Annotated in this window: 23 protein-coding genes and 1 pseudogene; 12 read left to right on the top strand and 12 right to left on the bottom strand. The window is 61.2% G+C overall.

Going from position 1 to position 20,482, the window contains the following annotated elements; all coding sequences use genetic code 11:
- Positions 1-61: 61 nt before the first annotated feature.
- The 8 genes from UB23_RS26415 to UB23_RS26380 form a co-directional block, all read right to left on the bottom strand.
- Complete coding sequence (locus UB23_RS26415) at positions 62-1,063, bottom strand: glycosyl transferase family protein (RefSeq protein ID WP_045062260.1); 1,002 nt, start codon at positions 1,061-1,063, stop codon at positions 62-64.
- The gene (locus UB23_RS26410) at positions 1,060-1,395 is read right to left on the bottom strand and encodes a TusE/DsrC/DsvC family sulfur relay protein (protein ID WP_045062257.1); all 336 of its coding nucleotides are present in this window, start codon (positions 1,393-1,395) and stop codon (positions 1,060-1,062) included. The genes UB23_RS26415 and UB23_RS26410 overlap by 4 nt, the downstream gene beginning before the upstream one ends.
- A complete protein-coding gene (gene tusB, locus UB23_RS26405) occupies positions 1,392-1,685 on the bottom strand; it encodes a sulfurtransferase complex subunit TusB (RefSeq protein WP_045062255.1) in 294 nt (97 codons plus the stop codon). The genes UB23_RS26410 and tusB overlap by 4 nt, the downstream gene beginning before the upstream one ends.
- A complete protein-coding gene (gene tusC / locus UB23_RS26400) occupies positions 1,685-2,041 on the bottom strand; it encodes a sulfurtransferase complex subunit TusC (protein ID WP_045062254.1) in 357 nt (118 codons plus the stop codon). The genes tusB and tusC overlap by 1 nt, the downstream gene beginning before the upstream one ends.
- 1 nt (position 2,042) lies before the next feature.
- A complete protein-coding gene (gene tusD, locus UB23_RS26395) occupies positions 2,043-2,432 on the bottom strand; it encodes a sulfurtransferase complex subunit TusD (protein ID WP_045062346.1) in 390 nt (129 codons plus the stop codon).
- Positions 2,433-2,669: 237 nt separating this feature from the next.
- Positions 2,670-3,374: a YoaK family protein gene (locus UB23_RS26390; RefSeq protein ID WP_045062252.1), complete on the bottom strand. Its 705-nt coding sequence runs from the start codon at positions 3,372-3,374 to the stop codon at positions 2,670-2,672.
- Positions 3,375-3,400: 26 nt separating this feature from the next.
- A complete protein-coding gene (locus UB23_RS26385) occupies positions 3,401-3,730 on the bottom strand; it encodes a DUF6388 family protein (RefSeq protein WP_045062249.1) in 330 nt (109 codons plus the stop codon).
- Between the two features lie 20 nt (positions 3,731-3,750).
- Positions 3,751-3,999 carry a hypothetical protein gene (locus UB23_RS26380; RefSeq protein WP_045062247.1) on the bottom strand — a complete coding sequence of 83 codons (249 nt, stop codon included), beginning with the start codon at positions 3,997-3,999 and terminating at the stop codon, positions 3,751-3,753.
- A gap of 159 nt (positions 4,000-4,158) precedes the next feature.
- On the opposite strand from UB23_RS26380, the gene UB23_RS26375 reads away from it, so the two are divergent.
- Positions 4,159-4,509, top strand: a complete 351-nt coding sequence (locus UB23_RS26375) for a hypothetical protein (RefSeq protein WP_045062245.1) — start codon at positions 4,159-4,161, stop codon at positions 4,507-4,509.
- Positions 4,510-4,587: 78 nt separating this feature from the next.
- On the opposite strand, the gene UB23_RS26370 is transcribed toward UB23_RS26375, so the two are convergent.
- A complete protein-coding gene (locus tag UB23_RS26370) occupies positions 4,588-5,016 on the bottom strand; it encodes a GNAT family N-acetyltransferase (RefSeq protein WP_045062243.1) in 429 nt (142 codons plus the stop codon).
- 147 nt (positions 5,017-5,163) lie between these two features.
- Between UB23_RS26370 and UB23_RS26365 the strand changes: the two genes are divergently transcribed.
- The 9 genes and pseudogenes from UB23_RS26365 (at position 5,164) to UB23_RS26325 (ending at position 15,791) form a co-directional block, all read left to right on the top strand.
- Positions 5,164-5,610 (top strand): hemerythrin domain-containing protein, encoded by a 447-nt coding sequence (locus UB23_RS26365; RefSeq protein WP_045062241.1) that lies wholly within the window; start codon positions 5,164-5,166, stop codon positions 5,608-5,610.
- A 181-nt stretch (positions 5,611-5,791) separates the two neighbouring features.
- Positions 5,792-7,519, top strand: coding sequence for a gamma-glutamyltransferase (ggt, locus tag UB23_RS26360; RefSeq protein WP_045062239.1), 1,728 nt, complete (start codon positions 5,792-5,794; stop codon positions 7,517-7,519).
- A gap of 96 nt (positions 7,520-7,615) precedes the next feature.
- Positions 7,616-8,149: a cysteine hydrolase family protein gene (locus UB23_RS26355; RefSeq protein WP_045062236.1), complete on the top strand. Its 534-nt coding sequence runs from the start codon at positions 7,616-7,618 to the stop codon at positions 8,147-8,149.
- Positions 8,150-8,221: 72 nt separating this feature from the next.
- Positions 8,222-9,214, top strand: a pseudogene (locus UB23_RS26350) (sterol desaturase family protein); the annotation flags it as partial.
- A 109-nt stretch (positions 9,215-9,323) separates the two neighbouring features.
- Positions 9,324-10,343, top strand: coding sequence for a helix-turn-helix transcriptional regulator (locus UB23_RS26345; RefSeq protein WP_045062233.1), 1,020 nt, complete (start codon positions 9,324-9,326; stop codon positions 10,341-10,343).
- 164 nt (positions 10,344-10,507) lie between these two features.
- The gene (locus tag UB23_RS26340) at positions 10,508-12,385 is read left to right on the top strand and encodes an amidohydrolase (RefSeq protein WP_045062231.1); all 1,878 of its coding nucleotides are present in this window, start codon (positions 10,508-10,510) and stop codon (positions 12,383-12,385) included.
- Positions 12,386-12,406: 21 nt separating this feature from the next.
- Entirely contained in the window at positions 12,407-14,149 is a 1,743-nt protein-coding gene (locus UB23_RS26335; RefSeq protein ID WP_045062229.1) for an amidohydrolase, read from the top strand.
- A gap of 106 nt (positions 14,150-14,255) precedes the next feature.
- Complete coding sequence (locus UB23_RS26330) at positions 14,256-14,996, top strand: TorF family putative porin (RefSeq protein ID WP_045062227.1); 741 nt, start codon at positions 14,256-14,258, stop codon at positions 14,994-14,996.
- 336 nt (positions 14,997-15,332) lie between these two features.
- Positions 15,333-15,791, top strand: coding sequence for a GNAT family N-acetyltransferase (locus UB23_RS26325; RefSeq protein WP_045062225.1), 459 nt, complete (start codon positions 15,333-15,335; stop codon positions 15,789-15,791).
- 2 nt (positions 15,792-15,793) lie between these two features.
- On the opposite strand, the gene UB23_RS26320 is transcribed toward UB23_RS26325, so the two are convergent.
- Positions 15,794-17,206 (bottom strand): M15 family metallopeptidase, encoded by a 1,413-nt coding sequence (locus tag UB23_RS26320; protein WP_045062223.1) that lies wholly within the window; start codon positions 17,204-17,206, stop codon positions 15,794-15,796.
- Between the two features lie 81 nt (positions 17,207-17,287).
- Between UB23_RS26320 and UB23_RS26315 the strand changes: the two genes are divergently transcribed.
- Positions 17,288-17,710, top strand: coding sequence for a DUF2268 domain-containing putative Zn-dependent protease (locus UB23_RS26315; RefSeq protein ID WP_045062222.1), 423 nt, complete (start codon positions 17,288-17,290; stop codon positions 17,708-17,710).
- A gap of 1 nt (position 17,711) precedes the next feature.
- On the opposite strand, the gene UB23_RS26310 is transcribed toward UB23_RS26315, so the two are convergent.
- Positions 17,712-18,020, bottom strand: coding sequence for an NIPSNAP family protein (locus tag UB23_RS26310; RefSeq protein ID WP_045062221.1), 309 nt, complete (start codon positions 18,018-18,020; stop codon positions 17,712-17,714).
- A gap of 63 nt (positions 18,021-18,083) precedes the next feature.
- Entirely contained in the window at positions 18,084-18,980 is an 897-nt protein-coding gene (locus tag UB23_RS26305) for a DMT family transporter (protein ID WP_045062341.1), read from the bottom strand.
- A gap of 82 nt (positions 18,981-19,062) precedes the next feature.
- Between UB23_RS26305 and UB23_RS26300 the strand changes: the two genes are divergently transcribed.
- A complete protein-coding gene (locus UB23_RS26300; RefSeq protein ID WP_045062220.1) occupies positions 19,063-20,394 on the top strand; it encodes an aminotransferase-like domain-containing protein in 1,332 nt (443 codons plus the stop codon).
- The last annotated feature ends 88 nt before the right edge of the window (positions 20,395-20,482 follow it).

The following is a 20,482-nucleotide window of genomic DNA, read 5'->3' as shown; positions in this document are numbered from 1 at the left end:
GAGAGGAGTCTATTCCGATAGGTTCGAACAAAAAGCGCAAAGGTTGGGCGGTTATGATCGGTTAAATCGATCTGTCCCGGGCTTCCCAATACTGCCGGGCCGTTTCGAACGCCTGCTCCCGGGGTTGGCCGAGGCCGCGCAAGGCCAAGGCCATGGTCGAGATCAGGGCCATTTGCGGGTAGCTGTCGACCACGTCGCCGCGCCACACCGCCTTCAAGTGTTCAGGGTCCAGTGCAGACGGTTTGACGTGCCGCTGGCTGGACATCTGTGGCCATTCCTCATCCCAGCTGACACCGCCGGTAGTGCCATAGAGGTGGCTGTCGGCGTCCGGGTTGATCTCGATTTCGCCACCATCGCCCTTGACCACGATCGCGGTGTCGCCGAGCAGGCCGCTGGCATCGCGGTGCACCGCCTGGTAACCGGGATGGAAGATGCTTTGCAGGCCGCAGCGCGCGCCCAGCGGGTTGAGAATGCGGGTCAGGGAATGGATCGGCGAACGCAGGCCCAGTGTGTTGCGCAAGTCGATCATGCGCTGAAGTTGCGGCGCCCAGTCCACCAGCGGCATGAACGCCAGGCCGCCATCCTCCAGCGCGGCACCGACCTGCTGCCAAGTGCGGCACAGCGGGATCTGCAAGTGTTGCAGCAACTGCTCGCTGTACAGCCGGCCGGCCGTGTGCGCGCCGCCACCATGCATGAAAATTCGCACGCCGTTCTGCGCCAGGCACTTGGCCGCCAGCAGGTACCACGGCAGGTGGCGCTTTTTGCCGGCGTAGGTCGGCCAGTCCAGGTCAACATTCAACGCTGGCGCCTGCAAACGCTCACGCAAGGCTTCGGTAAAGCCGGCCATTTCCTCGGCGCTTTCTTCCTTGTGGCGCAACAGCATCAGAAATGCGCCCAGCTGGGTGTCCTCGACCTGATCGTCGAGCACCATGCCCATGGCGACCCGTGCTTCGACCCGGGTCAGGTCGCGGGCACCACGCTTGCCCTTGCCGAGAATTCGCACGAACTGGGCGAACGGGTGTTCAGCGGGGGTTTCGAGGGTCAGCGCTGGGTAGTCGGTCATAAGCAATTCGTCGGTTTGGGCAGGCCCGCCAGTTTTGCGGCGAGTTTGGCAGGGGTGCCTTTGAACAGTCGGTTGAGGTGCAGGCTGTTGCCTTTTTCCGGGCCGAGCTTCAATGCGGTGTACTTGATCAGCGGTCGCGTAGCCGGTGACAACTGGAACTCGGCATAGAAGCTGCGCAACAGTTCGAGGATCTCCCAATGTTCGGGGCCCAGCTCGATGTCTTCGGCGGCGGCCAGGGCGCTGGCCACTTCGGCGGACCAGTCGCTGAGTTCAACCAGGAAACCGTCCTTGTCCAGTTCGATGGCGCGGGCGCCGACTGTCAGCGCATTCATAACCAGCTGTTGACCTTGTCGTAATGGACAGACAGTTCAACGAAGGCCGGGTAGTCGATGCTGGCGGCGCAGTCCGGAACGTTCACCGCCCGGGCCTGGGCGTCTTCGGCCAGCACGAACAGTTTCAGGGCGCGAGTGCTTAGTGCGTTGAAGGGGGCAGTGCCCGGTTGCAAGGCATGGACCGCATCGCCACAGAGCAGTAGCCCATCGTCAGTACCGATGATGCGCAGGCAACTGGTCAGGCGGTCATCGCCGAAGGGGGAATGAGACAATACGTGCAAGGTCGACATCAGAGGGTAATCACCTGATCGTAACGGTCAATAAGTGCAGTGACTTCGTGGGCGGCCAGCCCCTGGGCCTCTTCCAGCGCAAAATTGCTCAGGCCCCGGGCGCAGGCACTGTCGGCACAGACGAACAACTCTTCGACACCGAACATCGGCAGCGCTTGCAGATTGGCACTGAGGTCTTTCTGCTGCAGGGCCCTGGCGTCCTGTCCGGTGGCGAGCTGGAACACTCCGTCATCGAGAAACAGCAGGCCGATGGGCAGGTCGAAGGCGCCACCGGCGAGCACGATGTCCAGCGCCTCCCGTGCGCTCGGCCCGGACCAGGGCGACTGGCGGCTGATGATCAACAAGGATTTGGCCATTTTACGCGCCCCCGAAACAGATCAGGCGGTCGGCGTTCTGGACCGCGTCGTGCAGCTGGCCAAGGCCGGACAGCTCCCACGGTGCACCGACCGCGACCGAACGCTGGTAACGACTGGCTTCTTCCTCATTCAACACACCGCGGCGCAGGGCGGCGGCGATGCACACCACGCCGTCGAGTTGATGGTCGGCGACGAATTCGCGCCATTGCCGGGGCAGGTCCAGCTCATCCTGAGCAGTCACTACACTGGTCGATGCGTTATAGACGCCGTCCTGGTAGAAAAACAGCCGGACAATCTCATGCCCCCCGGCCAGCGCGGCCTGGGCGAACAACAGGGCGCGGCGCGAGGAGGGCGCATGGGCGGCGGAAAACAGCGCGATGGCGAACTTCATGACGGACTCGATCAGCGGAACTGCGAGCATGATAAAGCTTTATCGGCTGTGCGGCGAAGTAGGTTTCTGCAGAGGCCGAGGCGCTGTGCAGACGCCATCGCGGGCAAGCCTTGCTCCCACAGAGGTGTCGGCCATCCACAAATACTGCGCACACCACCAATACCCTGTGGGAGCGGCGGTGCGACGATTCTACTTGCACCGCGAAAGCGGCCGGCGCCTCAACAACGACATTTGGATCTACCGCGGCATATACCCCAATTGCCAACGCCGTGGAATCCTCAGCGACAGCACCCCGATCACCCCCGCCAGCAGCCCGCTGACAAACAGCGCCTTGAGCCCCAGATGATGCTCCAGCAGCGCCCCCAGCACCGCACCGGCGAACATCCCGGTCCACGGGATCAACTGCACCCGCCAGCCGTTGCGCCGTTCGCCCAGCATCCATCGGCCCAATCCACGACCAAACCGCGAGAGGGCGCCAGTCACGTAGGTGAGCCCGACCGGCAGGCCATTGACCTCTTCCACGGCTGCATTGAGCATGCCCATGGCGATGATCGCCGCCAGCAGGGCGGGCAGCTGATCTGCATAAGGCCAGGCCGCCGCGCCGCACAGCAGCATGGCGATGCACAGCAACAACGGCAGCGCCCGGCGGCCGCCGAGGCGACTGACAACAATTCCCAGGGCATTGCCGACGACGAAGGTGGCCACCAGGATCACCAGGCGCAAGGTCAGGCCCACATCGCCGTCACTGATGGCCACGGCGAGGCGGGTGGTGTTGCCGCTCATGAACGAGACGAAATCGCCACTGGCCATGAAGCCAATGGCATCGGTCATGCCGGCGAGCACCGAGAGGCTGGCGACCAGCGACAGGCCGATGCGACCACGCCATTTGCGAGCGTGCAGATGGCCGTCGCTGGCTCGGTTACTGGAGGACGATGGCAACATCGGTGCGGGCATCCTTGTGTGATGGGTTAGTGGGCCAACCCATATAACTCGCAATACTCCAACCAGTCCATGCCCGCCATCTCGGCCACTTCGCGGTGAACTTCCAGGCGCTGCGCCTGATAGTCCGCTTCAGTCGCTGCGGTCAATTGCAGCGTCAACTCCCAGGCAAACAAACCCAGGTGCTCGGCCTCGGCTTCGAAGGCTTCGTGCAGCCGCTCTTCGCGGTACTGTGCGGCGGTCTCGCCCTTGGCCTGGGCCAGCAGAGGGTTGAGGTTGTCGAGTTCGACGCGCAGTTCAGGGCGCTCGTCGAGAAACTTCTTCAGTGCCTGATCATGTTGCTGTTCGGTTGCTGCCATGGTCGCTCCTTGGCAAGGGCTTACGAAGTCTGCTTTTTGCTGGCCTTGGCCGCTGCCGCCAGACACTCCAGGGCAAATTGCTCAGGGTAGGTCATCTGGATTGGCGTGGTCTCGCCCTTGACGGTGCGTTCGCCTTCAAGGATGTAGCGGATGCGCTTGTCGGTCACACCGATGCGCTTGGCGATCCAGGACGGGGTCTGGCCAATCTGGCTGATCAGCTTGTCGGCGTATTCGGCGGTAGGTTTGTAGTATTCGGCGTTGGGTGTCATGACCTTTCCAGAAAATGGCCCGCAAATCGGGCAATCGGACGTTTATGGCGCGACAGGGTGCGCGAATCGTCTCGCGGTGTCGCGGTATAAATGAAGTAAAGCAGAATGAAACGTCCTGCCTGGATGATACAGTCGGCTTTTTCCTGATGAGTGAACGCAATGCGAATTCTGCTGCTGGCCCTGGCCGCTACCCTGCTGGCGGGCTGCGCCGGCTCGGTGATGAACGATGCTAGGACCAAAACCCCGTACCAGACCCTGAAGTCGGACAAACCGGAAAAAGTCGTCGCCCAGTGCGTGCAGTTTTCCTGGCAGGACGAGGCGGTGTTCGGCGTCGATGCGGGTGCCTACCTGCAACCGGGCGAGAAGGGCGGGTCGACCGTCTACACCCGTGCCGCGGAGTCGTTCGTGGACGTGACCACGGATGCGTCGGGGACTGTGCTGAGCTATTACGCCCAGCAGGACGATTTCGTGGCCAAGCGCCGCTTGGCTGCGTTGGCAACCTGCCTCTGATTCAACGAAATTACACATTTCAACCTGTGGATGTGAGCCTGCTCGCGCCCACATGGTGGTTGTGTATCGCCTGGAGAGTCAGGCGATGGTCAGGCGCTTCTGGAAAAAGAAGCGCTTGTGTCCCGGCGGGTAATCGGCGATATGCCCGAACTCGCTATAACCCATCTTGCGGTAGAACCCCGGCGCCTGGAACTCGAAGGTGTCGAGCCAGATCCCCAGGCATTCCTTCTCCCTGGCGTGATCCTCGGCCATTTGCATCAGCCGTGAGCCCAATCCCTGTCCCCGGGCATTTTCCGGCACCGACAGCAATTCGATATACAACCACTGGTAAAACACCTTGCCGTACAAACCGCCGAGAACCTGGTCGTGCTCGTCGCGCACCAGCAAGGCGATCGGCTGCGCTTTCGTGACACCTGCCTTGGAGGCGTTATAGGCACGCAACGGCAGGAGAATCGCCTGGTGCTGCTCTTCAGTGGGGTCTTGCGTGATTTCTATGCGCAGCGTCATCAGCTACATCCTTATGGCCATGAGTGAATCGGCAGCAGCGTAGCGCGACGCGTGCGGTTTGATCCAGCCTGGCGTGGAACTGTCGTGCAAGCGCAAATGTCTAGCCTTAACAGCGTCATTCGAGAACGCAGCCGATGAGGAACCACCGTGAATATTTTTGAAGCCTTGCGCGAAAGCCATGACCGTCAACGTACCTATGCCGATGCGCTGATCCAGACCAGCGGCGATACCCCGGAGCGTGCCGAGGCCTACAAGCGCCTGAAGTCCGAGCTGCAGGCGCACGAAACCGCCGAGGAGCGGCATTTCTACATCCCGTTGATGGAGTTCGACAATGGCGTTGACCTCAGCCGTCACGCCATTTCCGAGCACCACGAGATGGACGAGATGATGGAAACCCTCGACGAGACCGAGATGTCCAGCCCGTCCTGGCTGGCCACTGCGAAGAAATTGTCCGAGAAGGTCCATCACCACTTGAAAGAGGAGGAGCAGAAGTTCTTCCAGATGGCCGGCAAATTACTGAGCGACAAGCAAAAGGAGACGCTGGCAGGGCAGTACTTGAAGGAGTTCGACGAGCAGCTCGATCAGGCATCCTGAAGGGCTTCTTCGCCTCGAATTTCGCATGCAGCTCCTACGGGGGAGCGCCGGGGATTGCGGACCGGTGTAGGACAATACGGCGCCGGGGAGGCGCAATACGCAATCGCGACCATACTTCGTACTGCTCTTGAAGCGTTCACTCTGTTTGTCCCCGAACCTGAAAACAAAAAGAGACGGAATCATGAAGTTCGAACCTTTTGCCAAATCGCTGATAGCGACCTCCCTGGCGCTCAGTTGCCTGTCTGCTTACGCGGCCTCAGTGGCCCCGGTTGCCGCCGAAAACGGCATGGTCGTCACCGCCCAACACCTGGCCAGCCATGTGGGTGTCGATGTGCTCAAGAACGGTGGCAACGCCGTCGATGCTGCAGTCGCGGTCGGCTATGCGCTGGCGGTGGTCTATCCCGCAGCGGGCAACCTTGGCGGTGGTGGTTTCATGACCATCCAGCTGGCCGACGGACGCAAGACCTTCCTCGACTTCCGTGAAAAAGCCCCGTTGGCCGCCACTGCCGACATGTATCTGGATAAAGAAGGCAATGTCGTTCCGGACCTCAGTACCCGAGGCCACCTGGCAGTTGGCGTTCCGGGCACCGTGTCGGGCATGGAGCTGGCCCTGTCGAAATACGGCACCAAGCCGCGCAAGGAAGTGATTGCCCCGGCGATCAAGCTCGCTGAAGACGGTTTTGAGCTGCAGCAGGGCGATGTCGAGCTGTTGGAATACGCCACAGACGTCTTCAAAAAAGACATCAAGGATTCCGGCTCGATCTTCCTGAGCAACGGCGAGCCGATGCAGGTCGGGCAGAAACTGGTGCAAAAAGACCTGGGCAAAACCCTGCGGGAAATTTCCGAGAAGGGCGCCGACGGTTTTTACAAAGGTTGGGTTGCCGACGCCATCGTCACCTCCAGCCAGGCCAACAAGGGCATCATTACCCAGGCCGACCTAGACAAATACAAAACCCGCGAACTGGCACCTGTGGAGTGCGACTACCGGGGTTATCACGTGGTCTCGGCGCCACCGCCAAGCTCCGGCGGCGTGGTGATCTGCGAGATCATGAACATCCTCGACGGCTATCCGATGAAAGACCTGGGCTACCGTTCGGCCCAGGGCATGCACTACCAGATCGAAGCCATGCGCCACGCCTATGTCGACCGCAACAGCTACCTCGGCGACCCGGATTTCGTTAAAAATCCTATCGAACACCTGCTGGACAAGAACTACGCGACCAAAATCCGCGCCGCCATCGACCCGAAAAAGGCCGGCGTGTCCCGCGAGATCAAGCCCGGTGTTGCGCCCCATGAAGGCAGCAACACCACCCATTACTCGATCGTCGATAAATGGGGCAATGCGGTGTCGGTGACCTACACCCTCAACGACTGGTTTGGCGCCGGCGTCATGGCCAGCAAGACCGGGGTCATCCTCAACGACGAAATGGACGACTTCACCTCGAAGATCGGCGTACCGAACATGTATGGCCTGGTGCAGGGCGAGGCCAATGTCATCGCTCCCGGCAAGGCGCCGCTGTCGTCGATGAGCCCGACCATCGTGACCAAAGACGGCAAGGTGGTGATGGTCGTCGGCACCCCGGGGGGCAGCCGCATCATTACCGCGACACTGCTGACCATCCTCAACGTGATCGACTACGGGATGAACATCCAGGAAGCGGTGGATGCCCCGCGTTTCCATCAGCAATGGCTGCCGGAAGAAACCAACCTGGAGACCTTCACCACCAGTCCCGACACGGTGAAGATGCTCGAAAGCATGGGCCATAAATTCGCCGGGCCCCAGGATGCCAACCACGTCGCGGCGATTCTGGTCGGGGCGCCTTCGCTTGAGGGCAAGCCGGTTGGCAAGAACCGCTTCTACGGAGCCAACGACCCGCGGCGCAATACCGGTCTGTCGCTCGGTTATTGAAGGTTGTATTTACAGGGGGACAGATCTATTTTCTGTTCCCCCCGCTCTGTATTCACAAAGCGCTTCACCAGCACACCCACTCAAGGAAGGACAATCATGACCACCGCACTGCTGATCGTCGACGTACAGCACGCCTTGTGCACCGGCCAGTACCAATGCTTCGATATTCAACGGGTGATTGCCAACATCAACACGCTCAGCGGCAGGGCAAGGGCCGCCAGCATCCCGGTCGTGCTCATCCAGCACCAGGAAAAGGGCGACTTGCTGCAACATGGCTCCGAGGGCTGGCAACTCGCCAAGGAACTGGACACTTCGCCCGAGGACCTGCGAATAGACAAGACCACCGGGGACTCCTTCTACCAGACCCCACTTGAAGCGTTGCTGCTGGAGCGTGAGGTTGATCGCCTGATCATCTGCGGCCTGCAAACAGACTATTGCGTAAACGCCACCGTCCGCCAGGCGCATGCCCTGGGCTACGACGTGGTACTCGCCGGCGACGCGCATTCCACGGTCGATAACGGCAATACCACCGCCGAAGACATTATTGCCGAACACAACAAAATCCTGGCCCACCTGACCGGCCCGGTAGGCCGGATCGACATAACAGCGGCCAACGAAATCAAACTTTAAAGCCGAACCACGGCTACACTTATCGCCTGTTCCTCCAACCCACGTCCTTCCCTGGCATGAGGCGAATCTGTCGTGGAAGTTTTCGCGCTTCTCTCTGGCTACCTGATGGCGTGGGTGATCGAGCCGGTCGCCCACGAGTTCGTTGGCATCTTCGACCTCAATGGCCGCTTTGGCCTGTTGTTCCTTGGCGTGTCCTACTCGGTCGCCTACAGCCTTTTTCGTTACCGCAGGCGTCGCGGTTTGACTGATGCTTCATCGTTCTGGCAATTCATCGGCGCCGGCAAGGTGCATTTTCACCCCTCTGCGTTACTGGATTACCGCTACTACTTTGTGCGCGCCATCCTTAAGGTCGCGCTGGTGCTGCCCATCGTCGGCATCGTTGACCCGCACATCCTGCGCTCGGCCGACTACGTTGGTTTTTTCACCAACCTGTGGGGGGCTCGCGTGCAAGTGCAGCAACACCTCGGCCTTTCATTGCTGTACGGACTGGGGGTTTTCCTGGCGCGAGACTTCACCCATTACTGGACCCACCGCGCCTTTCATACGCGCTGGCTCTGGGCGTTCCACAAGGTCCACCATTCGGCACAGGTATTGGTACCGGCGACAGCCAGCCGCGTGCATTTCCTGGAGAAGGTGGTGGAAAAGCTCTCCATCAGCGTGATCGTCGGTGCCTATGCCGGTGTGTTCTGGTATGCCTGTGGCGGCGAGATCAGCCGCTACACCCTGTTCGGCGTGACCTACCTGGTGTTCATCCTCAACGGGCTGGCGGCGAACCTGCGCCACAGCCACGTGTGGTTATCGTTCGGCCCGGCCATCGAGCATGTGCTCAACAGCCCGGCACAGCACCAGATCCATCACAGCGATGCGCCGCGCCACTTCGACAGGAATTTTGGCGTCAACCTGTCCCTGTGGGACTGGATGTTTGGCACGCTCTACGTCACCACGTCCAAGCCTGAGTCGCTGCAGTTCGGCCTCGCCGGCCAGGGCGTTGAGCGTTACCACACGCTCGGCGACCTGATCGTGATGCCTTTGCGCGAAACCGCCAGCAAGATCGGCACGCTCAGGCCGTGGGCGCAAGCCCTTAGCCTACGTCAGCGGGTCATGAACTGGACGCACCGGCACGCCTATGGCATCGTCAAATTAATACGTCGTGTAATGATCAGGATAAGAACCAATGGAGGAGGGGGACCAGGTCGGCACCAAGGTATCGATGGCAACGCTAAAGGCGTTCAATCTTTGCGTGCTGGAACTGGGTCGGCTGGCCCGGGATCATCGCTCAACCCGCTTCATCGAAGATGGCCTGCAGGCGTTTCGTTCACTGGTGCCCTTTGCGTCGGCCTGGTGGGGGGAGATGTCAGTGTCGGGCGTCAATATTCCTCCGAAAAGCTGGATGCACGGGCGGATCGACCTGCCTGAATCCTTTGCCGTGGAATGGCACAAGGGCGCCGATGCGGACAGTTTTTCCCATGACACTTTAAGCAAGCCCGGCACCGTGGTGCGCGACAGCGGTTATGACGATCTGGACGAAGGCGTGAGTGCCTTTGCCCGGCGCCACGATCTGTTCCATGCGATGTGCATCACCTTTGAGCTGCCCGAAAGCGGACTAATGTTCTTCGTGTGCCTGTATCGCGGCCAGCATGAGTGCGCGTTCGAACAAGACGCGGCCGGTTTGTTCAGCGCCTTCTGCGATCATCTGCTGCAGTTGTGGCGGTTCCAGGTGCAGGACATGATTCGCGTCGACACGGGGAATGGGGCAAGCGACTTCGGCGTGGCCCGCATGGATGGCAGCCTGCTGTATATCGGCGCTGCCCTGGGTGTGGCCATCCAGCGCGAATTGCCGCAGTGGGACGGTTCGACGCTGCCGCCCGAGGTGATTGTCCAGTTAGCCAAAGCGCCGTGCGTGATGCGCCTGGGACGCTGTGCCCTGACACTCTCGCCTAACGGCGAGCATGTGATCCTGTCCCTGGAAACCCTGTCACGCGGGGTGATGCTCGCACCCCGGGAGCGCACCGCAGCGATGCTGTTTGCCGCCGGCCATTCCTACAAGGAAATCGCCAAAATCCTCGCCTTGAGCCCGGCCACCGTGCGCACTTACCTGCGCAACTGCTATGTGCAGCTTGGGGTGAAAAGCAAGGTCGAACTGGGGTCGGCACTGCGCTCCCCCTCTGCGAACCCTCTGGCCAAATCCGGATAACAGATTCTTCTGCGGCGCGCTGCATCCACAAGTATTTTCCTCACCCTCCTCATTTGTAGAGGTCCATTCAAACGCCGCGCCCTATAGGGTAGCTCCTGCACTACGGGGCGAGCACGGCAGTCTGATCGGGCGCTTTAAAAACTATAAAAACAGAGGTGAGACACGTGAAATTCTCCAGGCTGGTTATCGCAGTGACGACGGCGACGGCATTTTCCTTCATGTCGCTGGTGGGGTGTCAGACCCAAGGTTCCAACGCCGCCGACATGGTCATGCGCAACGGTTATGTCTATACCGTCGATGGCCAGAATTCCGTGCAGCAGGCAATTGCGGTAACGGCCGGCAAGATCGTCTACGTCGGCAGCGAGGCTGGGGTGGCCGCCTTTGTCGGTCCGCAGACCCGGCAGCTCGACCTGGGCGGGCGCATGCTGATGCCCGGTTTCATCGACGCGCACATGCACCCGGGTGACGGTGGTCGGGCGATGACTTTGTGCGATCTGAAATACCAGACCATGACCCGCAAAGTATTCCAGGAACGGATTCAGGCGTGCCTGGATGCCGAGCCGGACAAAGGGCCGGATGTCTGGCTGGAAGTCGGTAGCTGGGACCGCATGGGCATGGACGGGCTCGATGGCGACCCGGACAAGTCGACGCTGGACGCCCTCAGGACCAAACGTCCCATCCAGGTACGCTCCAGCGATTTCCATACCGTGCTGGTGAATTCACGCGGCCTGGCGCTCGCCGGCATCGATAAGCACACCGTTGATCCCGGCGACGGCAAGTTCGCCCGTGACAGCGCGGGCAATCCCACTGGCATCTGCGAAGACGGCGCCGCCGAATCGATGGCCGCCGTAGTGCCTCCCGCCAGCGATGCACAGAAGTTGATTCAGACTCGCGCCGCACTCGACGCCATGCGCCAGCAAGGCATCACCAGTTTCTTCGATGCCTTGTCCGGTGCTGAAAGCGCCAAGGCATTCACTCAGCTGCAGCAGTCGGGCGAGCTGACTTCCCGAGCACTGTTGGCCATCAAACTGGACCCGGCCGCCGCAGCAGCGGACCCGGCAAAGACCATCGCCGAAGCGAAGGCCCTGGCCGCCACCTATGACCAGGGCGACGCGCTACCGGCTCCTGGTGTGAGCATGCGTCACGTCAAATTGTTCATGGACGGGATCATCAATGCGCCTGCGGACACCGGCGCGATGCTGACGCCCTATCTGCAAAACAGCGGGACCGAGAAGGCCCCCAAGTGGACGCCCGGCAAGAATCTCGGCGAGTTATATTTCCCGCCTCAGACGCTCAACCCGCTGTTGCTCAGGGCTGTCCAGGCCGGACTTGATCCACATCTGCATGCTACCGGCGAACGGGCAGTGCGCGCCTCGCTCGACAGTGTCGAATACGTGCGCCGTCAGCTGCCTGGCAGCGACTTTCGGCCTGCCATCGCCCACGCAGAATCGGTGGACCCCGCCGACTACCCGCGCTTCAAGGCGCTCGATGTGACGGCAACCATGTCCTTTCAGTGGGCCCAGCAGGCGCCGTCCACCATTGACGGCACCCACGAACATTTGGGGTCGGCACGTTTTGCCCGCATGGAACCGTCGGGCAGCATTGCCAACGCCGGTGGGCGCATTGCCTATGGTAGCGACTGGCCGGTCGATCCGCTCGACGAGTTCCTCGCGCTGAAAATTGGCGTGACCCGCGCCGGCGATCCGCTGAACCCCCACAGCTATGGGCCCGAGTATGCCGGCAAACTCAATGGCGACCCGGCGCTGTCGCGCAGCGAAGTGCTGCGGGCCATCACCTTGAATGCCGCCCAACAGCTGAAGCTGGAGGCCGTCACCGGCTCGCTTGAAGTCGGCAAGTTCGCCGACCTGATCGTCCTGAAGAGAAACTTCATGCAGGTGCCGGAAGCAGAACTGGGCCGCAATGAAGTGCTGTTGACTGTCGTCGGCGGCAAGGTGGTGTGGGCCAAGGCGCCGTTTGTGGGCCTTGACCCGCAAGCGTTGCCCCAGGCTTCACAGGCTTCAGTCACTCCGACCGCTCAATAAAAAAAACCAGAGAGCATTCCCATGCAACGATTTCTCCCCAACCTGTTGGCCGCCTCGCTGGCTATGACCTCGCTGCAAGCGATGGCTGCCGCCGACCTGGTGTTGTTCAACGGCAAAGTATTCACCGCCGAACCAGGTCAGGGCCTGGTGCAGGCCGTGGCCGTGCAAGACGGCAAGATTCTTCAGGTGGGCACCGATGCCCAGATCAATGCCCTGGCCGATGAGCGCACCCGGCGCATCGACCTGGGGGGCAAGGTGTTGATGCCCGGCATGATCGACAGCCACAGCCACCCGGTGGTGGCTGCGTTCGACAGCATGGGCGCCACGTTGCTGGACGAGGTCAAACCGTTGCCGGAGCTTGAGCAATGGATCATCGAGCAGGACCGGGCCGGACGCGCCCGGGCCGGTGATGTGATCAGCATCGCCGGGGTGAGTTCGGCCTATTGGGAGAACAGCCGGCAGCTCGGCCAGCGCTTCAATCAGGGCCGCTGGGCTGATCAGCCATTGGTGCTCAGTGGGATCGACGGGCATACCGGCTGGGCCAACAACGCCATGCTCAAGCGCCTGAAGATCGACGCCGCACTCGTGAAGAGCCTGTCGGAATCCGAGCGCAGCTACGTGGGACACGAGAAGGATTTCACCCCCACCGGTTACTTTGCCGAATCGCGCTGGGACCTGGTCCGCAGCCAGATTCCGCCACCCAGCCAGCAGGTCATGCTGAAGGCGGCGCGGGAAGCTGTCAGGGTCAATAATCAATACGGCGTTACCGCCTGGATGGACGCTGCGGCGAACGCCGGCAGCGGTGACTCGCTGTTCGATTTCAATGCCACCGAGCAGAGCTACGGCGTGCTGCCGCTGTACCGCGAACTGGCGCAACAAGGCGAACTCACGGCGCATGTAGCGGCGTTACTGCTGACCAATCCCAGGAGCAAACCGGCCGACCTGGCAGTGCTGGACAAGGTCGTGCAGAAATTCGCCGGCGTGCCCAACCTGACATTTCCGGGCCTCAAGGTCTTTGCCGATGGCGTGCTGGAGTTCCCTGGCCAGACGGCTGCAGTGATCGTGCCGTTCAAGAACAGTGGCAAAGACGGTCAACTGCTGATTGATCCCGCCCACTTCGGCGAGTTGGTGGTGGCCGCAGAGCAGCGCGACTGGATCGTGCACATGCATGCCGTCGGGGACCGCGCGGTGCGCGAATCGCTTAATGCGTTTGAATATGCGCGTAAGCTCAACCCGACCCCCATGCCGCACAGCATCAGCCACCTGCAACTGGTCAACCCCAAGGAATTTACGCGCTTCAAGCAACTGGGAGTGATCGCTTCCATGCAATTACTGTGGGCCACGGGTGAGAGCTATACCGTGGAACTGGTCAAGCCGTACATCAGCGCTTTTGCCTACGGCTACCAGTACCCAGCGAGGTCGTTGCATAACGCAGGGGCGCTGATCGCCGGCGGCAGTGACTGGCCGGTATCCAGCCCTAATCCGTGGAATGCCATCGCCCAGGCCAGTACCCGAAAAGGTCCGCTGGGCGTGTTGAATGCCAATGAAAGCATCGATCGGCAAAGCATGTTTTATGCCTACACGATCAACGCCGCCAAAGCCTTGCGTCTGGAGAAACAGATCGGCTCGCTGTTACCCGGCAAACAGGCCGACCTGATCATTCTCGACCGCGACGTATTCAAGGTCAGCGACGAAGAATTGTTCGACACCCAGGTGTTGAAAACCTTCTTCGCCGGCAAAGAAGTCTACACCCCGGCGTCCTGACCGCTCCTTCACCACCCCTGAAAAAACCGTCTGGCCCCTCGCACCGCGAGGGGCTCGGCAGCCGCACGCCCGATATTCCTGCCACTCATAAAAACAAGAGATTCGTATGAACCCGCGCGCATTGCTCACCCTTGCCAGCCTGGCTCTGGCACCCTTGACCTCCCAGGCCATGGCCCTTGACGACAATTTCAGCCTGGACATGAGCCTGGCCGCGCTCAGCGACTACCGTACCCGGGGGATTTCTCAGACATTGGGTGATCCGGCGATCCAGGCCGGCGCCACGCTGGTGCATAGCAGCGGCCTGTATGTCGGCGCCTGGACTTCCAACGTGGATTTCGGCGGCCCGTTCAAGACCCGCCAGGAGCTCGAGTACTACGCCGGTTACTACTGGCAGGCGAGCGACGCCATCAGCCTGGACCTCGGTTATCTCAAGTACAGTTACCCGAAGGAGGGGCAGTTCAATTTCAGTGAGGTGTACGGGATTCTCGACGTCTATGGGGTGAAACTCGGCGTTTACTACTCCAACGACACGCCCAACGGGTTTGGCGAAGACCAGGACACGCTCTACACCTACCTCGCCTACAAGATCGAGTTGCCGGCTGACGCGGGGCTGGACCTGCGCGTGGGTCGCGGCGACGTCAAGGACCCGGCCTACTGGTCCGGCAGCGGTGACAACCGCGACGCCTACTACGAATGGGAAGCCAAGCTCACCCGGGAGTTCGTCGGCGTTACCTGGGGCCTGAGCTACATCGACACCGACCTGTCGCAAAGCGAGTGCGCGAGCTGGTACGGCTATGGTGACCTGTGCACCGCCACGGTGGTCGCGAGCGTCAGCAAGACATTCTGAGTTGCGGGACGCTTCGCAGGACCTGCCTTGAAACGAGGCTGCGATCTTTTGACCCTGAAAGGCCAGATCAAAAGATCGCAGCCTCGTTTCACTCGGCAGCTCCTACAGGGTATCTGTGGCGGGCAGGGATTTTTAGATTCGCGGGCTGCTCGCGAGGGTGTCGAGGGGCCCGTCTTGCCAGGTGCACTGTCTCGGGCCTCACCAGTTCCGCACAGGCCTGCGCCATTGCGATGAGGGGGAGCTGTAGGAGCTGTCGAGTAAAACGAGGCTGCGATCTTTTGATCTATCCTTGCCTACCAACAATACCCCAATCCACCCCCACGGAGACAATCCGCCATGCCCCTCCAGGCCCTGCGCGCCGACGCCAGTCACCTCGACCTCATCGCTCCGTTGTTCGACGCCTATCGCGTTTTCTACCGCCAACCTTCCAACCTGGCGCAGTCGCGAGCTTTCATCGCCGAGCGCATCGCCCGGGATGAGTCGGTGATTTTCCTTGCCCAGGACGACACAGGCGAGGCGCTGGGATTTGTCCAGCTGTTCCCGACCTTTTCCTCCATCGACGCCTACCGTACATGGCTGCTTGGAGACCTGTTCACCACGGCCAATGCCCGCGGTCGCGGAGTCGGAACTTTGCTGATGAATACGGCACGCTCCTTTGCGGTGTTGTCTGGCGGCAAAGGCATGGTGCTGGAAACGGCGACCGACAACCTCAACGCCCAGCGCTTGTATGAGTCGCTGGGTTACGTGCGCGACAGCGGTTACTACACCTACTGCCTCGATTTGCAGCAGCGCTGAAATCAGCGTGCCGGCAGGCCCCAGGATGCGCGAACCTGCTCGTATTGCGCTTCGGGCATTTGCACCAGCAGTGGCAATTGCCGAGGGTCCAGCCAGCCAAGCAAGCGGGTGATGTCCGCCGTGTCCATGGCCGTGCAACCCGCCGTTGGCGAGTTGGGGCTGCGCCAGATGTGGAAGAAGATGCACGAGCCTGCGCCGCGAGTCGCCGGGGTGTTGTGATCGATGAAGATGCCTTGGCGATACAGCACGTCCTCGCTGCGCATGCGCTCGGAGCTGTTCCAATCTTTGGCAATGGCGGCGCCGTCGACCAGTTCGTTGTAGCGCGGGGATTGGCTGTCATCCACGCATTCAGTGGATGGCGTCAGCGTCAGGTACGGCAGCTTTGTCGGCGCGTCTGGATCGAAACCGAATGCCGTGCCCAAGGTGAATACACCGGCAGGTGCCTTGCCGTCGCCTTCACGTTTGACCGGGCCTGCACCGGGTTCGAACGAACCCTTGCCCCAGGCCATCCCGTGCTTGCCAACTACCACCGCAAAGGCGTCGCCGGCTTTGCGCAAGGTGCTGCCCTCGCGTTCATAGCGCTGTGCGCTGCCCTGGGTGTCGTCCCAGCTTTTGCTGGTGACCACGATCACCTGCTGGCTGGCGTCGATCAGATCGCGAGCGCCCAGGGGGGTGATCGGGAAATCCATCACCTGTTTTTTCGACCCCTCACCCGCGTAGGTGAAGTGCCACCACTCCTTCGAATATCCGGAAAAGCCCGCCTTTTCCATCGCGCTGGTGAGGCGCTGGCGATTGGATTTTGCCGTGGCATTGATCGCGGCGCTGGCGCTGTGGGCGCGCTCGTCGAAACAATCAAAACCGGTGCCCATGTCGACAGCACCATCATGCCACCGCTGGTCAACGGGCGCGGTGCAGTCTACCTGCGAAGCCGCCGGCGTCCATTTGGCGGCGGGCAGCGCTTGCGGTCCGGTCAGGGTCAGGTCGACGGTTGAGCCTTTGGAGTGGCCAGAAACCCGCGCCACATAACCCAGTCGCCAGAAGTCCTGCTTATCTACCCGAGGGTAAAACTCGGTCTTGCGCGGGTCGCCGGGCTCTGTAGCAAAGCGTCCCATGTCGGCCACTGCGCGGTTGGGACGATAGCAGTCGAAAACCTTCAAGCCATAGCCTTCTGCGCGCAGGGATGACTGCACCCGTGCCAGGGCCTGGGCGGTCTCCAGGGACAACAGGCACTCGGCGGCGCCATACCCTTCAAGCGCGCGACCGGTGAAGTTATGGGCGCTGGCGTAGCGCATGTCCTGCTCGATGCTCGGGTCGATAGTGCGCAAATACACCATGTGCCCGGGCCGGGACTTGGCGCTGGCCGTGGCCACCATGGCAAGGTTCAGAAGGGCGAAAATTGCAGTTCTCAGGCGCATGGTCAGAGTGGCTTCCGGTGGATATGATTGGCCGCTTGGCTGGCTGAGCTTAGCCTCCACAACGATAGAAGGGATAGATGAATGGGCTCATGGACGCTGCACCGGCAGATCATCCATGAGGTTCATCACTGCCTGCGCATGGCGGGTCCCGGCTACGGCTGGACCCTCGGCGAGGCATTGGTCAGCGAGGGCTTGGCCGGACAGTTCGTCCGGCATCTGCTCGGCAGCACCGCAGAACCCTGGGAGAGCGCGGTAAACCGCGCTGATCTGCTGCGCACTCCGACCGATCGCCAGGCCCTCGACGCCACGTACTACGACCACAGCGCGAGGTTCTTCGGCACCGGAGTTCATCCAAGATGGCTGGGCTACACCCTTGGTTATCAGATAGTGGAGCAGTGGCTGGCGGGGGCAGGCGACATTGACGCGGCGACCTGGATCAATGTCCCTGCCAGCTCGATCATCGATTCGGCAGTCGAAGCAGGATTGCTTTTACGCAAAACCTGAGTTAACCCCCAAACACCGGCCGGAAAAAACTGCGCTCATAGCTGAGAATGCACTTGGTTTCCTCAGCGTACTTGAAGGCGGCGATGCACTCCGGGTCTTGCATCGAGTCCTGGCGATAACGCTCATACTCCGCCAGGCTCGCGAAGGTGAACATCGCCATGGCGATATTGTTGGCGCCCTCGGAAGGCAGAAAATAGCCGTGATGCTGCCCGCCGAATTTTTCAACCAGCGGAATCCATAACTTCGCGTAGTACTCGAACGCTTTGAGCTGATAGGGATCAAGCACGTACTTCAGATAACAAGTGACCACGATGTTTCCTCAATAATTGCCAATCAAAGTGCTATGAAATCACGGATCGCCTTGGCCCTAATCCTACCTGGAAAACTTTTTCGCCCCGGCCACACATAAAATCACCGCCACCGTCACCACCAGCATGCCAGGGCTGACCTGCTCATGCAGCAGCGTGGCTGCCAGAGCCAGGCCGAAAAACGGCTGCAGCAACTGCAACTGGCCGACTGCCGCGATACCGCCCTGCGCCAGTCCTCGATACCAGAACACAAAACCCACCAGCATGCTGAAAATCGACACGTACCCCAGGCACACCCACGCCGAGGGCGTGATGCCCGAGAGGGTCGGCGGCGCGAGCCACCAGGCCAGTGGCGCCATCACCGGCAACGACAGCACCAGTGCCCAGCAGATTACCTGCCAGCCACCGAGGGTCCTGGACAGCTTTGCGCCTTCGGCATATCCGAGGCCGCAGGCGAGGATGGCCGCCAACATCAATAAATCGCCGATGGGCGAGGCGGTCACGCCTTGGGAGAGAGCAAAGCCGACTACCAGCAGGCTGCCCAGAATCGAGAACAACCAGAACACCGGTCGCGGACGTTCACCGCCGCGCAGCACGCCAAATACCGCGGTGGCCAGGGGCAGCAGGCCGACGAAGACGATCGAATGGGCAGATGTCACATATTGCAAAGCCAGGGCGGTCAACAACGGGAAACCCAGGACAACACCCAACGCGACGATGGCCAGGGGCAGCAGTTGATGCCGCGCCGGGCGCTGTTCCCTGAACAGCCACAGCATGCACAGCGCCAGCAACCCGGCGATGCTGGCGCGGGCCACCGTGAGGAACACCGGATCGAACTCCAGCACGGCCAGGCGGGTGGCGGGCAGCGAGCCGCTGAAGATCAGCACTCCGATAAAACCGTTGAGCCAGCCGCTCGCGGACTTTTCCCGGCCAGGATTTTGCAGGCTTGATGCACGTTCCATTTCGTCACACTCAAATTTGCAGAAAGCCATCCTAGGGTCGAGAATCAATAACAATCAAAAAATTGTCATGGATACATCGCCCATGCCGCGCTCGCGTTACAAATCCCTGGTGGATACCTTTGCCGCCGATATCCGTGCCGGTCGCCTGCTGCCGGGCACCCGCTTGCCGACTCACCGCCAACTGGCCACCCGTGAAGGTCTGGCGCTAGTGACCGCGAGTCGGGTGTATGGCGAGCTCGAAGCCATGGGCCTGGTGAGTGGCGAAACCGGGCGCGGCACCTTTGTCCGGGAGACTTCGCTGCCGCCCAACCTGGGCATCGACCAGCAGGAAGTCGTCGCTGGCATGATCGATCTCAACTTCAACTATCCGTCGCTGCCAGGACAGGGCGAAATGCTGCGCAGTGCATTGCGCCAGTTGGCCGCCGGCGGTGACCTGGAGGCGCTGTTGCGCTATCAACCCCATGCGGGGCGCATGCACGAGCGTGCGTCGGTGGCGCGGCACCTGGGCGCGCGCGGGCTGGCTGTCGATGCCGATCAAGTGCTGATGGTCAGCGGCGCCCAGCATGGCCTGGCGGTGACGATGATGGCGTTGCTCAAGCCGGGCGACGTGATCGCCGCAGACGCCTTGACCTATTCGGGCTTCAAGGTGCTGGCCGAAGCGCTGCACCTGGAAATCGCGCCGATTCCTGGTGGCGCCGACGCGCCGGATCTCGAGGCCCTGGAAAAACTTTGCCGCAGTCGGCGAGTGCGGGCGGTGTACAGCATGCCGACGCTGCACAATCCCTTGGGCTGGGTGATGCCTGCCGCGCAACGTGAGCAATTGGTGGCCATTTCGCGCAAGCACGGGCTGCTGATAATCGAGGATGCAGCCTACGCGTTCCTCGCCGAAAACCCGCCGCCACCGCTGTTTACGTTGGCGCCGGAGCGGACCGTCTATGTGTCCGGTTTATCCAAGAGCATCGCCACCGGCCTGCGCATCGGTTTTGTCGCCGCGCCTCTGGACAAGGTGGCCGCCATCGAGCGCGCTATCCGGTCCACCACCTGGAACACCCCGGGGGTGATGACTGCGATTGCCTGTGCCTGGCTGGACGATGGCACGGTGATGCAACTGGAAGCCGAGAAGCGGGCCGACGCCCAGGCCAGGCAGATCGTTGCGTTGCGCGCGCTGGATGGGCTGCGCTGCGTGACGCATCCGTCGTCGTATTTCCTGTGGTTGCCGCTGGGCGAAGATGCCCGGGCGGACCAGATTACCAAGGCGTTGATGGAGGAGAATATTGCCGTTTCGACGGCCGAGCCGTTTGCCACTTCGGCGCATGTGCCCCATGCAATTCGCCTGGCGTTGGGCTCGGTGGACATTGATACGCTTGGGCAGGCGTTGGCTCGGGTGAAGTGGATGGTGGAGGCGTATTCGTAGGCGGGTGATACGCATACTTGCCTGGCCTCTGGCAAAAGTCATTCGTTTCCTGGCCGGGACGTATTTCACCTCAAAGGTCCGACAATGA

Source organism: Pseudomonas sp. ES3-33, from assembly GCF_000952175.1.
In the GTDB taxonomy this organism is placed as follows: domain Bacteria; phylum Pseudomonadota; class Gammaproteobacteria; order Pseudomonadales; family Pseudomonadaceae; genus Aquipseudomonas; species Aquipseudomonas gregormendelii.
Note: the sequence above shows the minus strand (reverse complement) of the source record. Positions and strands in the feature narration are given on the sequence as shown.